Here is a 15864-nt window from a genome sequence, read left to right on the forward strand (position 1 = left end):
TTTGAGTAGCTTTTTTAATGTACTTCTTAGGAATGTATTCATCAGGAGGAAATGTGTATGAGAGTAGTTGCAATTGCAACAGCAATAGCCATGGCTTTAAACTTAGTCTGTGGTCCAATTGATGTTTTAGCGAACGAAAATCCACATGGACAAGTTGTCACGACTGCTGTAGATGGAAGTATTAAAAATTCCAGTTCTGCATCGGTTAGTAAATTTGATTTGTATGGAAAAGACATGTTAAATGCATACAATGAAGTGTTTAAAATGTCTAACACGAATATCAAATCTATAACAAACAATGGTGGAAACTATTCAGGTTCTCCTATTGAAAAGGCGATAGATAGCGATATGAATACACATTGGGAAACTGGTAGACCTAATAGTTCCACATTCACTAATGAGGTTGTTATCCATTTCAACGAAACGACTACTTTAGATAGAATTGTATACGCTGCCCGTCAATCAAGTGCGAAAGGTAAAGGTTTTGCACAAGCGTTTGAAATATACAGCTCAACTTCAGACGCAGGTGATGATTTCACATTAGTTTCTTCTGGTGAATATAATGGTTCTACGGGGGATATCGTAGAAATTCAGTTTACCCCTACAGAATTTAAGCGAGTAAAATTTGTATTCAAAAAAGCAAATCAAGACTGGGCAAGTGCATCAGAGTTTCTTTTTTATAAAGAAGATCGTGTATCTGACAAAATGGAAAAACTATATACAGATGAGACATTAAGTACTGTAAATGAAGCGTTTAATACTGTTGATTCTATAAACAAATTAGAAGAAGATGTTAAGAACCATCCACTATACCTTTTATTTAAAGAAGATCTAGAGAATGCAAAATTACTAGTTGAAAATAAAGATGTAAACTATGCAGAAACGATTGTATCCAAATTTGAAGATTTTAATAGTAATCTACTTCCACAATATGATGAATTATATAAATTGCCTTCTAGTAAGATTACAAAAATAACGACGAATGGCGGTCAATACGCAACTAATTCAATAGAAAGAGCTATTGATGGCAATGCAGCTACACAGTGGCATTCTGGAAAACAAAATGGAGGGAGTTTTATCAATGAGGTTGTGATGGAATTAGATGCATTAACTACATTAAACAGAATTGTTTATATGGCTCCTCGAGGTACAAATAGAGGATTCCCAGAGGCGTTTGAGATTTATGCTTCTAGAACTACTAAAGGGGACACATTCGAACGCGTGTCAAGTGGTACTGCTAAAGCAACTCAAAGCTCTTTGGAGTTTAGATTTAATCCAACAGAGTTTAAAAGAGTGAAATTTGTATTTACGCAAGGCTATGAGAACTGGGCATGTGCTGGTGAGTTTGGTTTATATGAGCAAGATGAATTATTAGAAAAAGTAGCTAGATTATTTACAGACGATACTATGAGTAAAGTCAGTGAAGAGTTTAACACTATAGATAAATTAACCACTTTAGAGGAAGATGCTAAAAACCACCCATTTTATGAGAATTACAAAGAAGCTATTACAAATGCTAAAGCTTTAATGAGCGAAGAAAAAATAGAGGCTACAACAGCAATAGTGAAGCCATTTGCTCATTACGCTAACGACGCTTACTCTAAGTTATTTAGAATGGACTATAAAAATATCGAGAGCATTCGCAATAACGGTGGTCATTATGCAAGTGCTGTTATAGGAAATGCAATAGATGGAAATCTAACTACATATTGGGAAACGAATAAAAGTAACTCAAATGATTTCTCAAATGAAGTGGAAGTAACCTTTAAAGAAGCAGTAAAACTAAATCGAATTATGTATGGTGCAAGACCATCTGATCGAAAAGGTTTTGCAGAAGAGTTTGAAATATTTGCTTCTAAAACTTCTAAAGGCGATACATATGAGCTTGTAACCACTGGTAAACATAATATGGTGTCTGGATTAGTAGAGGCTAATTTTGAACCCACTACATTTAAGCGAGTAAAATTTAAGTTCAAGAAATCAAATCAAAATTGGGCAACACTATCCGAGTTAGCCTTCTATACGGAAGATAATTTAGACGATAAACTGTCTAAATTATTTACTGACGGTACAATGATTGCGGTAGCACCTGAATTCAATAGTCTTGATAGAATCAACGCATTAGTAGAAGAAGCAAAGGTACATCCGTTATATTCTACTTATATAGAGCAATTAGACTTGGCTAAAAAAATTATTAATGGCGAAATTGTTACTGAGGCAAGAATAATAGAAGCGGAGCAACATGGTAATATGGTGCAACATGCCAATGAGAAATTAAAATTTGGTTTTGGAAGCAATCTTCAACCGACTGGACTCGCCGCTCAACCGGGGGATAAAATAATCGTTTATGTTGACGCAGTTGCAAATGGTCCATTGCCTAGCTTATCTTTTGCACAACAAGAAGGTGCATGGAATAGTTGGAGACAAAGCGTAAACCTAAAAGTCGGTAAAAACGTAATAACAGTTCCAGAAGTTCCTAAAACTTCTTATTATAAAAAGGCAGTAACGCCTGGTGGAACTATATACATCGAGAATCCATATACGAAAGAACAACAAGGAAAAGCTCCTACATTAAGATTTGAAGGTGTAGACAGAGTACCTTTTGCTACTAAGGATACAAATGTAGAGGAGTTCAAAAAATTCTTAATCGACTATAAGAAGAAAATAGATGAAGATGTAGCCAAACATCCAAATGTTAAAGAGCAAGAAGTTCTAGATGTTGTCGAAGTCGTAAGTGACCATTTATTCTGGACAGGTACTGCAACGGGTGCTTACAAAACCTATATAGAAGATGGGTATAGTCCGTTAGAAACAATAGAATCTTATAATCGTCTTATGGAAGAATTATTTAGATATTATGGTTTAGATGCAAGAAGTGATGAGCATGATCCTAAATTGATTAGAGAAAATATAAGACTTGCTCAACCATATTCATACATGTACGCAGCTGGGGATCATATTGGAACTCTTGATGATGTTGTGTCTTCAATCTTGGTTCCAATAGAAGAGAAAGGCGGTTCATGGGGAGTCATTCATGAAATCGGTCATAGAATGGATGCGGGAGTGAGGACGTATGTTGAAGTAACTAATAATATGTTACCGCAACATATGTCAGCATTTTACGGCAACGTAGATAACAGAATACCTTTCGAAGCTAACATCTATAAAAATGTACTAAAAGAAAATGCAAAAGATTATAATTCCCAAGGTCTTTTTGAAAAACTAGCTGTCTTTTGGCAAATAGAAATGTATAGTCCAGGCTATTGGGGGAAATTGAATGGAATGTATCGGGAAAGAAATGTGTCATTAACTGATGGAGATAGATCTAAACAACAATATTTAGTCGAATTCTCTTCTGAAGCACTAGGTTTAGATTTAAGTGAACATTTTGCTAGACATGGATTTGTAGTGAGTAAAGAAACAAGACAGAAGACTAGCAAGTATCCAGAGCCGGGTAAAATATGGTACTTAAATAATAGTGTAGTTGATTATGGAGGCAAAGGTATAGCAGACGAAAAGGCAATCGTAGCAGTAAGTATCAATACAAACCTGAATGCAAAAACAAACACATTATCTTTTAAAGTTGATAAAACATATCAAGAAGATTTCTTAGGTTATGAAATTTTTAGAGACAATGAATTAATAGCATTTACTAGTGCGGACCAATTTATCGATCAAAATGTAGATACAAGTAAAAATTATACCTACAAAATTGTTGGTTATGATAAAAAATTACATACTCTTAAATCAGTAGAAATCAAGGCATTTAGCCCTGCATTATCTGTTGAAGAACATGTAACACTTAAACTATATCAAAAATTTGATCCAATGGATTATGTAAAAGCTATTTCTTACGATGGCCATGATATTACAGATGCTGTAGTGATAAAATCGAATAATGTAGATGTAGCGAAAAAAGGAAACTATGAAATTGTATATGAAATCAACAATGAAGGTGTAAAAGAAACAAAAACAATCAAAGTTACAGTAACAAGTGATTATAAATATATTTCTGATATGACTGCTAAATCCGTAAGCGTTGGTTGGGGTTCATTACAGAAAGATAAATCAATTTCTGGTGGAACTATCACATTACTTAGACAAGGCCTTAATGCAACTTATTCTAAAGGAATCGGTATACATGCTAATTCAGCATTAGTGTATGAAATTGATGGAAAAAACTTTGATTTTTTTGAAAGCTATATCGGCATAGATCAAGCAGTGAACGGACAATCATCATCCGCAACTTTTGAAGTTTGGGTTGATGGAGAAAAGAAATTTGATAGTAGCGTATTTAAAGCAAACACGGAACATGAGTTTGTGAAAGTACCCGTTACAGGGGCAAAAGAAGTGAAGTTAGTGACAACTGATGCTGATAACAATGGTAATGCCGCGGACCATACTATATGGGCTGATGCTAAGTTTACTCAAGCTTCTAGTAAACCTACACTTACAATATCTGAAGACTTTACAATGGTGAAGTTAAATAGTGAATTTGATCTTCTAAAAGATGTTACAGCATTAGATGTAGAAGATGGGGACTTAAAAGTCCAAATCAAAGTAGCATCTAATGGCTTTAATACGAATAAAACAGGTACTTACAATGTTGAATATTCTGTAACCGATCATGATAACAACTTCGTTACAGCTACAAGAAAAATTTATGTATACAGTGATACGCAATTTGCAACAGACACTGAGTGGAAAGCTGCTCAAACGGCTTGGAAGAATGTAAACAAAGATAAAGCTTCTTCAGGAAGTGTGATTAAATTACTTGTAAATGGGGAAACAAAAGAATTTACAAAAGGGATTGGTACACATGCAAATTCTGAAATTGTATACGATCTGGAAGGGAAAAACTATGATTATTTTGAAACACTTGTTGGTGTCGACAGAAATATCGTAGAAAACAGTAAATCCAGTGTTATATTTAAAGTATTAGCTGATGGTCAAGAAATTTATAACAGTGGCGTTATGAATTATCAAACAGAAGCAAAATTAGTGAGACTACCTGTTCAAGGGATTAAAGAGTTAAAACTGATTGCAAGTGATTCTGGTAATGGAAATGAATCTGATCATGCTGACTTTGCTGATGCAAAGTACTATATTTCAAATGGTGTACCAAAGCTTACTATTCCTAAATCAGTAGCAACTAAAGTAGGGAATCCTATTGACATCAACGAACAATTTTCAGCAGTAGATGCTGAAGATGGTGATTTAACATCTCAAGTAAAGGTTACAGGAAAAGATCAAGTAAACTTTGATAGAGCTGGTAAATATGAAATTACTTACACAGTGGTAGACAGTGACGGCAATGAATTGACGAAGAAGCGAATCATTTCAGTAGTAAATATGGAAGATTACAATTATCTATCTGATTTCGAATGGAAATCTACTCAAAACAGCTATACAGCTCCTGTGAAAGATCTATCTATCAGTAACAATACTTTACGATTAACAGGTGAAGATGGAAGTGAGAAAGCTTACCAGAAAGGTATTGGCGCCCATTCTAACTCAACAATCATATATGATTTAACAGATAAAGACACTGATTACTTCACTTCATTTGTTGGTGTAGACCGTCAAATGCATGGTTCTATTGCCTCTGTTACATTCCAAGTTTTTGTTGATGGAGAAAATCAATTCGACAGTGGTTTAATGCTTTCGAGAGATCCACAAAAATTCGTTGAAGTGAATATTAGCGGTGCCAAAGAACTCAAGTTAGTCGTTACTGATGGCGGTAACGGAAACGGTTCTGACCATGCGACATGGGGAGATGCTAAATTATATTTCGCTAACGCTGATAGAGTTTTTAGACAAAATTTAGCAACTGCTATTGAAGAAGCGAAAGCTATCAATGCGGAGGGCTATATATCTGGGAGTATGGATGCTTTATACGCTAGCTTAGCAAAAGCGGAAGAACTTCTTGCCAATAAGCAAGCCACTCAAGGCGAAATCGATCAAGCTGTAGAGGCACTAAAACAGGCGATAGCTGCGTTAGTGGCAATAGACTTAAATCAAATCATCACAATAACAGATAAAAATCTTAAAACGTATATCCAGCAAACACTAGGGCTTACAGAAGAAATAACGCTAGGTGATATGTATACACTCACTAGTCTTAATTGTCCCTCTACTCGAATAACGAGTCTTGAAGGCTTGCAATATGCAAAAAATTTAGTTTCATTGGATATATCCGGAAATAAAATAACTGATTTCTCACCACTAAAAGATCTAAGTAAATTAGAGAATGTCATCGCGCATCCTCAAATCGTTGAAGTGGACAGCTTGAAAGGGCCAGTAATGGCAGTGGAAAACGTAGTGAAGGGCTTAGATGGTAAATATCTAAATCCTTACCAAATAGGTCTTAGGCATACTAAAACCAATAAAGAAATATATGTAGATGTCGAACTGCTTGCACCAAATGCAGATCAGTTTACAGTAGATCTTTCAGAAGAAGATAAAGGATGGTATATGCTAGTCGTTGCTTATAAATTAAACGAAGATACGATCATACAATTAACTTATTACGTGGATAATAACTAATATTTCTTTTAAAAGTAAGCGCCAAATAGTGCCCCTGATAACAGGTGGGCACTATTTGGCGCTTACGAATCTTCAGAAAAATCCCAATTCAATCTCTAAAATGTGCTTGCAATCTTTTTTTAAAACTGGTAAAGTACTAATTAAGAGATGTATAAAAATAATAAATTATGAATTTTTATTCACATAAAAAGGGGACGATACAATCATGTCAAATCAAAAAGTAGTGTTAGCATATTCCGGAGGTCTAGATACTTCTGTAGCGATAAAATGGTTGCAAGGTCAAGGATACGATGTTGTAGCATGTTGTTTAGATGTTGGAGAAGGAAAAGACTTGGATTTTATTAAAGAAAAAGCACTTCAAGTAGGCGCTATTAAATCCTATGTAATCGATGCGAAAGACGAGTTTGCGGATGATTACGCACTTGCAGCACTTCAAGCACACACGTTATACGAAGGGAAATATCCACTTGTTTCTGCACTTTCTCGTCCGTTGATTTCGAAAAAGCTTGTAGAAGTGGCAGAGATGGAAAATGCTGTTGCAGTGGCACATGGTTGTACGGGAAAAGGAAATGACCAAGTCCGCTTTGAAGTATCGATCCAAGCGTTGAATCCAAATCTTACGGTTCTTGCTCCAGTGCGTGAATGGAAATGGTCTCGTGAAGAAGAAATCCAATATGCGATTGAAAATGATATCCCGATTCCAATCAACTTAGACAGCCCATACTCTATCGACCAAAACCTATGGGGAAGAAGCAATGAATGTGGCATACTGGAAGATCCGTGGGCCGCTCCACCAGAAGGTGCATATGATCTAACGGCAAGACTTGAAGATACTCCAGATACACCTGAAGTAATTGAAATTGGTTTTGAACAAGGTGTTCCCGTTACACTGAATGATAAACAGTATAAACTAGCAGACTTAATCGTTGAATTGAATACATTAGCTGGTAAACATGGTGTTGGCCGAATCGACCATGTTGAAAATAGATTAGTAGGAATTAAATCGCGTGAAGTGTATGAAGCACCTGCTGCGATGACATTAATTACCGCACATAAAGAACTTGAAGACATTACTTTAGTTAAAGAAGTTGCTCATTTCAAACCAGTGATTGAGAAAAAACTTACTGAGCTTATTTATGAAGGACTATGGTTCTCACCACTTCAAAGCGCATTATCCGCATTTTTAAAAGACACACAAAAAACGGTAACAGGTACAGTGCGTGTGAAATTATTCAAAGGCCATGCGATCGTAGAAGGTAGAAAATCCGAGTATTCTCTTTATGATGAAAAATTGGCAACCTATACGAAGGACGATGAATTTGACCATGATGCAGCTGTCGGCTTCATTAAGCTTTGGGGTCTACCAACAAAAGTTAGCAGTATCGTAACCAATCAAAACAAGAAGGTGACTGTGTGAGTAAGTTATGGGGAGGCAGATTTACGAAGTCTGCTGAAGAATGGGTAGATGAGTTTGGCGCATCGATCTCGTTTGACCAAGAACTCGTACTTGAAGATATTCAAGGTAGCCTTGCTCATGTGGCGATGTTGAAGAAAAGCAGTATTTTACCTGGAGAAGATGCAGACCTGATTACGTCAGGGCTGCTTACTCTGCAAGAAAAAGCAAAAAAAGGCGAGCTAACTTTTAAGGTAGAGATGGAGGATATTCATCTTAACCTAGAAAGCATGCTCATTTCTGAAATTGGTCCAGTAGGTGGGAAGTTGCATACAGGTCGAAGTCGGAATGATCAAGTGGCGACAGATATGCATTTGTATCTGCGCAACCAAACAGATGATGTTTTGAGCTTAATTGCGGCCTTGCAAACAGCTCTACTTGAGCAGGCTGAGAGCCATGTTGAAACATTAATTCCTGGATATACCCATTTACAACGTGCACAGCCGATTTCATTTGCCCATCATGTTATGGCTTATTTCTGGATGTTGCAGCGTGACAAAGAGCGATTTACGGAAAGTTTGAAACGAATTAATGTTTCTCCTCTTGGAGCAGGAGCGTTAGCTGGGACAACCTTTCCAATCGATCGAGCGTATAGTGCTGAGTTACTTGGATTTGACGCAATCTATGAAAATAGCTTGGACGCCGTGAGTGACCGGGATTTTGTGCTTGAATTTCTTAGTAACAGTAGCACATTAATGATGCATCTTTCCCGATTTAGCGAAGAAATCATTCTTTGGTCTAGTCAAGAGTTTCAATTTATTGAGTTAGATGATGCCTTTTCAACGGGAAGCAGCATTATGCCGCAGAAAAAAAATCCCGATATGGCTGAGCTGATTCGTGGGAAAACAGGGCGTGTGTATGGCAATCTTACAGGTCTTTTAACCGTTTTGAAGGGACTGCCGCTTGCTTATAACAAAGATATGCAAGAAGATAAAGAAGGCATTTTTGATACGGTGAAAACAGTCATCGGCTCTTTGAAAATTTTCGAAGGCATGATTTCCACGATGAAAGTAAATGCCCATGTCATGGAGAAGGCAACGAAAAACGACTTCTCTAATGCAACGGAATTAGCGGATTATTTAGCAGCGAAAGGGATGCCTTTCAGAGAAGCGCATGAAGTGGTCGGTAAACTAGTGCTATCATGTGTGAACCAAGGTTGCTATCTTGCGGATTTAACTTTGGATCAGTTCAAAGAAGCGTCAGAGTTGTTCAATGAAGATATCTATCAAGCTCTTAACCCGTATGAAGCAGTAAAGCGCCGTAACAGCGCCGGCGGAACAGGATTTGAGCAAGTTAAACTAGCGATTCAAAAAGGGAAAGAGCTAGTGAAGTAAAAAAAACGGGTCAGACCTCACACTCTATATACCGTTTATTGACTCATTTACGAGTCGTATAAACGATATATAGTTGATGTGGGGTCTGACCCTTTTGTTATGGGACAGCCTCTTTCATCATTCTTCTTTATCGGTACGAACGATAAGAACATCACAATTCGCATTGCGGACGATATTTTCAGAAACACTACCTATTAGGAAGCGTTCTACCGCATTCAATCCAGTAGCTCCGCAGACGATGAGGTCGATATGATGTTTTATAGCGATATCTTTAGGGATGATCGTTTTCGGTGAGCCGTATTCAATGATTGTTGCCACTTCTTTGACACCGGCTTTTTCCGCCCTTTCTTTATAGCCACTCAAAAGTTCAGATGCGTAGTCTTCAGCGCTGTCTCCGATCGGGCTATTAAAGGCTTCAGTTGACGGGAAATTCCGAGCATCCACGATATGGGTTAGCACGAGTGCTGCATCGTTACGAAGAGCGATTTCACTGCCTTTTTGCAAAGCCCATTCTGCTTCTTTAGAACCATCTACCGCAACTAGAATTTTTTTATACGTCATTGTCATATTAATCTCCCCCTTCATCAAATTGCCTGACGAACTTTACGATCAAAATCGAATGAATAAGAAACTTTATCCCGGTTTAACAGGCTGTAATACCCCCACCTCAAATTTTTGTGAAAGAATCAAGAAATAAATAGGTGGGGATAAACAGCCTGTAAATCCCCGATTGGTGAGATACAGTGAAACTTACCTTTGTGGTTTTCAAAGGTTTAGTTGAACCAATCGGGTTCGTAGTGTCGCTTTATCGAAGATTTAGCGACAGTAGAGCGGGACTAACCATCAGAGGGGGATGCCCCTCTGATGGAAGTTTCACTTTACTTAATGATTTGCAGCGTTTTCGGATATTTGGTTAACACTTCTGCGCCATTTTCAGTTACATAAATATCGTCTTCAATTCGAACACCGGCAACATTTGGTACGTAAATACCAGGTTCGATTGTATAGACCATGCCTGATTTCAAAAGAAGCGGGTTTGTTTCAGTCAAGGAAGGAAATTCGTGTACACTGATTCCTAAGCCATGACCAAGACGATGTGGGAAATAATCTCCATATCCTTTGTCACGAATGATGTTACGAGCCGTTAAATCGATTTCGGCACAAGAAACACCAGGCTTACTTGCTGCAATCGCTGCTTCCTCTGCTTTTAGAACTGTTTCATAAATTTCCCGTTGCTTGTCTGAAATGTCTCCGTATGCAACAGTTCGGGTAATATCGGAGCAATAGCCTTCGTAGACAACACCTAAGTCAAATAGGACCAAATCACCGCGCTTAACTTTCGTAGCTCCAGGTGTTCCATGTGGAGACGCTGCATTGGCACCTGTTAGTACCATGGTTGAAAATGACATGTTTTGTACGCCTGCTTTTTTCATTTCATATTCAATCGCAGCTAAGATTTCCATTTCTGTTTTGCCTTCTTTAATCTCTGATACCCCAATTTCGATCGCGTAATCAGCAAGACGGCATGCTTCTCGTATTTTTTTCATTTCATCTTCTGTTTTAACCATTCGAAGTTCACGCAATTTCTCTTCAGCGGCTACTAGTTCAGGAACAGAGAAGATCATTTGGACTTTTTCTAGTCGTTCCACATTTAAATGTTCTTTTTCAATGGCCAGTCTTTTTACATTCACAGAACGACGGCCTACCGCAAGTTTGATTTCTTCCCAAGGATCTTCAATATCCGTGTAGCCAATAATTTCCCCTGCCCAACCTGAACGCTTCGCATCTTCAGTTTCCATCTTAGGGCAAACAAGGATTGGTTCAGCCTCTTGGAAAACAGCTAATGCAAGCAGTCTTTCGTGAGGGTCGCTCAAGAAGCCGCTCAAATAAAACACATTATCGGGTGCCGTAATCAAAGCAGCATCCAGTCCACTTGTTTGTAACCATTGTGTTAATTCAGTTAATTTTGTATTCATCTTTTTATTGCCTCCAGTAGTAAGATCATATTAAATCCTATTCATAAACCTTATCAATAAAAAAAAGCAAAGTAAACTATTTTGGAATAGGAAAAGTCGTTTGGAAAATGAGGTTTACGATCTTGAAATAAGGGCATCTATTAAAGAATAGTCATTTTTAAAAAGGTGAAAGGGACTTGGGAGCGAAATTAGAATAGTCGATAAGAATAGGTAGGAAGGGAGTTTTTATTTTGAAAGTATCTTTTCACGGACATTCAGTAGTGAAGATCGAAACGAACGGGACGACGATTTTGTTTGATCCTTTTATTAATGGAAACGGACAGACCGATTTAAAAGTAGAGGACGTCTATCCTGATGTCATCATTTTGACACATGGGCATGGGGATCATCTTGGTGATACAGTGGAGCTAGCCAAAAAACACGATGCACTTGTGATTGGTTCAGCTGAGATGGTCCATTACCTTGGCACACAAGGTGTCGAACGGACACATAGCATGAATATTGGCGGGGCTTATGAGTTTGAATTTGGTAAAGTAAAGTTGACAACTGCCTTTCATAGCAATAGCTTTATCACGAATGACGGACAGATTATATATCTTGGTATGCCTAGTGGCGTCTTGTTTACAGCAGAAGGAAAAACGGTTTATCACGCTGGAGACACTGCATTGTTTTCCGACATGAAGTTGATTGGTGAACGTCAGCCAATTGATCTTGCCCTTTTGCCCATTGGTGATAATTTTACAATGGGGCCTGAAGATGCAGCACTGGCGGCCGAATACTTACAGGCGAAGCAAGTTGTGCCGATTCACTATAATACGTTTCCGCCCATCAAGCAGGATCCGCAGAAGTTTCTCGATTTACTAAATGCAGGCAATGGAAAAGTGCTTGAACCGGGAGATTATATCGAGCTTTAATTCCTTCAAACAAAGTTTCACTTTATAATTTTTTGGCCGAGACATTTGGTTTTAGAACTTCCCTTCCTTCTTTTTCGAGCTTGCCTTGCATACAATGTAGGTAAGGAACAGGGGGGAGGGATTTTTATGAAACAAAGATTATTGCTTTGTTTGCTTCTATGTGGTGTTATGCTGTACTATGCGGTACCAAGACTTTCGCTACAAGCTGGCGGATTGGAGTCACTGTTTGCTGGTACTTGGTTGCTGTTTGCTTTGTTTGCGATTGCCGGGAATTTAACAGGCATCTTATATTCCCCGAAAAAAGGAAAAAAGCACAAGCAATCTATGAAAACAACAAAAAGAATTCATTATTATCAATAGTTGCGTTTGAATAGCTCGTCCATTCACCTTATAATGAAAGTAGGAAGATTTGGAAAAGGGTGAAGAGCGTGGCAACGAAGCATGAGCAAATTTTAAAACATATAGATGGACTTCCAGTCGGTAAAAAGATATCCGTACGTCAAATTGCGAAGGCTTTAAGCGTGAGTGAAGGGACAGCATACCGAGCCATTAAGGAAGCGGAGAACCAAGGATATGTCAGCTCAATCGAACGAGTTGGCACGATTCGGATTGAACGAAAGAAGAAAGAGAATATTGAAAAACTGACCTTTGCTGAAGTTGTCAATATAGTGGACGGACAAGTATTGGGCGGACGCGAAGGTCTTCATAAAACATTGAACAAATTCGTGATTGGTGCGATGAAGCTTGAGGCGATGATGCGATATACAGGACCTGGCGATTTATTAATAGTTGGGAATCGGTCTCAGGCACATGATCAAGCATTGACGGCAGGAGCTGCTGTATTAATTACTGGTGGATTTGATGCGGAAGATGATACGAAGAAGATCGCCGACAAGCTACAGCTGCCAATTATCTCCACAAGCTATGACACGTTTACTGTGGCCACGATGATTAACCGGGCCATTTATGACCAATTAATAAAAAAAGAAATCCTGCTTGTTGAAGATATCTTAATGCCTGTTCATGAAACGACTTTCTTAAAAATGGGCGATAAAATTAGCGATTGGCTCAAGCTTAATCGAGATACAAAGCATAGTAGATTTCCTGTTGTGGACTCTAATATGAAAGTGCAAGGCATGATTACTTCAAAGGACGTTTTGGCACAAGAAGATGAAGTGGCTATTGATAAAGTCATGACGAAGAATCCAATGACGGTCGGTATGAAAACAAGTGTTGCTTCATCTGCGCACATGATGGTTTGGGAAGGCATCGAACAACTACCTGTCGTTAATGATCATCATGTGCTTCAAGGAATAGTCACTCGTCAAGACGTTCTAAAAGCATTGCAAATGAGTCAAAGGCAGCCACAAGTCGGTGAAACGATTGATGATACGATTACTAGTCAGCTTGTCATGAATGGTAGCGGGGGCAAAGGTGAAGAAATCTATCAGTATGAAGTGACGCCGCAAATGACCAATTATTTAGGAACGATTTCAACAGGCGTTTTTACAACACTCGTAACAGATTCCGCAAACCGAGCACTCAGAAGCTATAAACGGGGTGATTTGGTCGTAGAGAATATGACGATCTACTTCATCAAACCAGTTCAAATGGATAGCGTGCTAGCGATTCATCCGCGTGTTCTTGAAGTAGGCCGCAAATTCGGTAAAGTGGATGTAGAAGTATTCAATGAAGGGAAATTGGTCGGTAAAGCGATAATGACATGCCAATTACTTGATAGGTCATAACTTATAAGAAAAGCGTAGGCTATCAAAGTCCATAGAAAAAAAGGATGTCCTAAAAAGGGTTTGACTACACAATCTATACACAGTTCATAATGACATTACGCTTCATTTGACTTGTATATGATAATTCGTGGTCTGACCTTTTCGTTATGGGACATCCTTTTCTACCTTCAATTGCTGGTACTAATCTTTTGCTCTGCTTCTTCAATCGCTAGCGGCAAAAAATGCTTGTATACTTTAAATCCGCCCCAAATGCTTATTCCGCCAATGACGATAAAAATTGCGCCAATAATAAATGTCGTAGTCGTGTGAAACAAAATGAGCTGATTGATTCCATAAGTGGCAACGAATGTTCCCAATGCTATGGATGATTTGCCTTTCAGCCATTTCTTTTCCATGGGCAAACGAGTTCGAAATGCTTTTATTTTATAAAACACATAAAAAGCAAGAGAAACCAAAATAATCGCTACAAGTGCTATCATACGTCTTAATCCTCCAATTTTCTGCTTTTTCATTAAAATGTTATTCCGAGAAAAAAAGTTTCTTTTATTGTAACGGTTTCAAGGCTAGATTTCCACCATCATCCCCTATACTACATACTGAATGAAGGGATTTGGACTAGATGGAGAGAATAAATGATGTAGTAGGATAAGACAGATAAAATCATACATGACAGGTAATAAAGGAGAATCTAATGACTGCAGGAATTTTAGAAACAATAAAAGCATATCAAACGATTATTATCCATCGCCACGTTCGGCCTGATCCAGACGCATACGGATCACAGGGAGGGCTAGCAGAAATTCTAAAAACTTCTTTTCCAGAGAAAAATATTTACACGGTTGGTGAGGAAGAAGAATCGCTGAATTATTTAAGAAGATTAGATACGATATCTGATGATATTTATAAGGGTGCGCTTGTGATTGTATGCGATACGGCCAATGTGGAACGAATTTGTGATAAACGCTATCGTCTAGGCGACAAATTGATCAAAATCGATCATCATCCGAATGATGACAAGTATGGAGATTTGCGTTGGGTGGATACGCGTGCCAGTTCGACAAGTGAAATGATTTATGAGTTTTATTTGTTTGGAAAAGACAAAGGGTTGAAAATGAATGATGAAGCTGCCCGATTACTGTTTGCAGGAATGGTAGGAGATACGGGGCGCTTTTTATATCCAAGCACGTCTGAAAAAACGTTCCTCTACGCAGGTGAGCTGATTCATTATGCATTTAGCAGACCTGAGCTGTTTACAGCAATGTACGATGTAGAAGAAAAGATCGTTCGCCTGAACGGCTATGTACTGCAGCATTTTGAAATTCTCACAAGCGGTGTTGGGAAAATGGTGCTGACGAAGGAAATTCTACATCAATTTGATGCAACGCCGGCTGATGCCTCATTGCTGGTTAGCGCGCTAGGCTCGGTTAAAGGGCTTAAGGCATGGGTATTTTTCATTGAGGAAGAAAAAGAAATCCGGGTTCGACTGCGATCTAAAGGTCCCGTTATAAACGGAGTTGCGAAGCGTTACAATGGTGGCGGACATCCAATGGCCGCTGGAGCTTCGATTTATAGTTGGAATGAAGCAGAAGATGTTATTCGCGACTTAGAAGCGGTTGTCCTTAATAGTCACTAAGATGGTGCATGATTTGAAAAGGAGCTAACCCTTTCCACTTATCCCGCATTAACGGGCAGTAAGACCCCCGCCTCAAGGCTTAGAGGAATCGAAGAAGCAACTGCCCAATCCTACCCCGTCTGAGGTCATAAGCTGTAATACTCTGTGGCAAACTACGCCACGCCGCATTCCATCTTACGCTTGTTGGGGCTGGGCAGTCGCCTCACTTTTTTATGTAAAAGCCCGATTGGTGAGATACAGTGAAACTTACCTTTGTGGTC

Annotated in this window: 10 protein-coding genes; 7 read left to right on the plus strand and 3 right to left on the minus strand. The window is 38.4% G+C overall.

All coding sequences use genetic code 11. The annotated features are described in order from the left end of the window. The first annotated feature begins 57 nt into the window (after positions 1-57). From ACIQZI_RS02690 to argH, 3 genes are all read left to right on the plus strand, one after another. Positions 58-6546, plus strand: a complete 6489-nt coding sequence (locus tag ACIQZI_RS02690) for an NPCBM/NEW2 domain-containing protein (protein WP_403069065.1) — start codon at positions 58-60, stop codon at positions 6544-6546. A gap of 205 nt (positions 6547-6751) precedes the next feature. After that, a complete protein-coding gene (locus tag ACIQZI_RS02695) occupies positions 6752-7963 on the plus strand; it encodes an argininosuccinate synthase (protein WP_062176794.1) in 1212 nt (403 codons plus the stop codon). After that, complete coding sequence (argH, locus tag ACIQZI_RS02700; RefSeq protein ID WP_403069069.1) at positions 7960-9333, plus strand: argininosuccinate lyase; 1374 nt, start codon at positions 7960-7962, stop codon at positions 9331-9333. The genes ACIQZI_RS02695 and argH overlap by 4 nt, the downstream gene beginning before the upstream one ends. A 117-nt stretch (positions 9334-9450) precedes the next feature. On the opposite strand, the gene ACIQZI_RS02705 is transcribed toward argH, so the two are convergent. Both ACIQZI_RS02705 and ACIQZI_RS02710 read right to left on the minus strand, forming a co-directional pair. After that, positions 9451-9900 carry a universal stress protein gene (locus ACIQZI_RS02705; protein WP_403069072.1) on the minus strand — a complete coding sequence of 150 codons (450 nt, stop codon included), beginning with the start codon at positions 9898-9900 and terminating at the stop codon, positions 9451-9453. A 311-nt stretch (positions 9901-10211) separates the two neighbouring features. After that, positions 10212-11309: a M24 family metallopeptidase gene (locus ACIQZI_RS02710; protein WP_403069075.1), complete on the minus strand. Its 1098-nt coding sequence runs from the start codon at positions 11307-11309 to the stop codon at positions 10212-10214. 230 nt (positions 11310-11539) lie between these two features. Between ACIQZI_RS02710 and ACIQZI_RS02715 the strand changes: the two genes are divergently transcribed. The 3 genes from ACIQZI_RS02715 to ACIQZI_RS02725 all read left to right on the plus strand — a co-directional run bounded on the left by ACIQZI_RS02715 (position 11540) and on the right by ACIQZI_RS02725 (position 13971). After that, the gene (locus ACIQZI_RS02715; protein WP_403069078.1) at positions 11540-12223 is read left to right on the plus strand and encodes a metal-dependent hydrolase; all 684 of its coding nucleotides are present in this window, start codon (positions 11540-11542) and stop codon (positions 12221-12223) included. Between the two features lie 126 nt (positions 12224-12349). Continuing rightward, on the plus strand, positions 12350-12583 hold the full coding sequence (locus tag ACIQZI_RS02720; RefSeq protein WP_403069081.1) for a hypothetical protein: 234 nt from the start codon (positions 12350-12352) through the stop codon (positions 12581-12583). A gap of 68 nt (positions 12584-12651) precedes the next feature. Further along, complete coding sequence (locus ACIQZI_RS02725; RefSeq protein WP_403069084.1) at positions 12652-13971, plus strand: DRTGG domain-containing protein; 1320 nt, start codon at positions 12652-12654, stop codon at positions 13969-13971. A gap of 167 nt (positions 13972-14138) precedes the next feature. Here the strand turns inward: ACIQZI_RS02725 and ACIQZI_RS02730 are convergent, their stop codons facing one another. Continuing rightward, the gene (locus tag ACIQZI_RS02730) at positions 14139-14483 is read right to left on the minus strand and encodes a YtpI family protein (RefSeq protein ID WP_403069087.1); all 345 of its coding nucleotides are present in this window, start codon (positions 14481-14483) and stop codon (positions 14139-14141) included. 179 nt (positions 14484-14662) lie between these two features. Here ACIQZI_RS02730 and ACIQZI_RS02735 point away from each other — a divergent pair, with 179 nt between their 5' ends. Further along, positions 14663-15604: a DHH family phosphoesterase gene (locus ACIQZI_RS02735; RefSeq protein ID WP_062176814.1), complete on the plus strand. Its 942-nt coding sequence runs from the start codon at positions 14663-14665 to the stop codon at positions 15602-15604. Positions 15605-15864 lie beyond the last annotated feature (260 nt).

It is taken from the genome of Peribacillus sp. NPDC096379 (assembly GCF_044762875.1).
GTDB lineage: Bacteria > Bacillota > Bacilli > Bacillales > DSM-1321 > Peribacillus.

Bases quoted from the DNA above. Each gene is read 5' to 3' on its own strand.
- ACIQZI_RS02690 (WP_403069065.1), top strand. From the start codon at position 58: ATGAGAGTAGTTGCAATTGCAACAGCAATAGCCATGGCTTTAAACTTA.
- ACIQZI_RS02695 (WP_062176794.1), top strand. From the start codon at position 6,752: ATGTCAAATCAAAAAGTAGTGTTAGCATATTCCGGAGGTCTAGATACT.
- ACIQZI_RS02705 (WP_403069072.1), bottom strand. From the start codon at position 9,900: ATGACAATGACGTATAAAAAAATTCTAGTTGCGGTAGATGGTTCTAAA.
- ACIQZI_RS02710 (WP_403069075.1), bottom strand. From the start codon at position 11,309: ATGAATACAAAATTAACTGAATTAACACAATGGTTACAAACAAGTGGA.
- ACIQZI_RS02720 (WP_403069081.1), top strand. From the start codon at position 12,350: ATGAAACAAAGATTATTGCTTTGTTTGCTTCTATGTGGTGTTATGCTG.
- ACIQZI_RS02730 (WP_403069087.1), bottom strand. From the start codon at position 14,483: ATGAAAAAGCAGAAAATTGGAGGATTAAGACGTATGATAGCACTTGTA.
- ACIQZI_RS02735 (WP_062176814.1), top strand. From the start codon at position 14,663: ATGACTGCAGGAATTTTAGAAACAATAAAAGCATATCAAACGATTATT.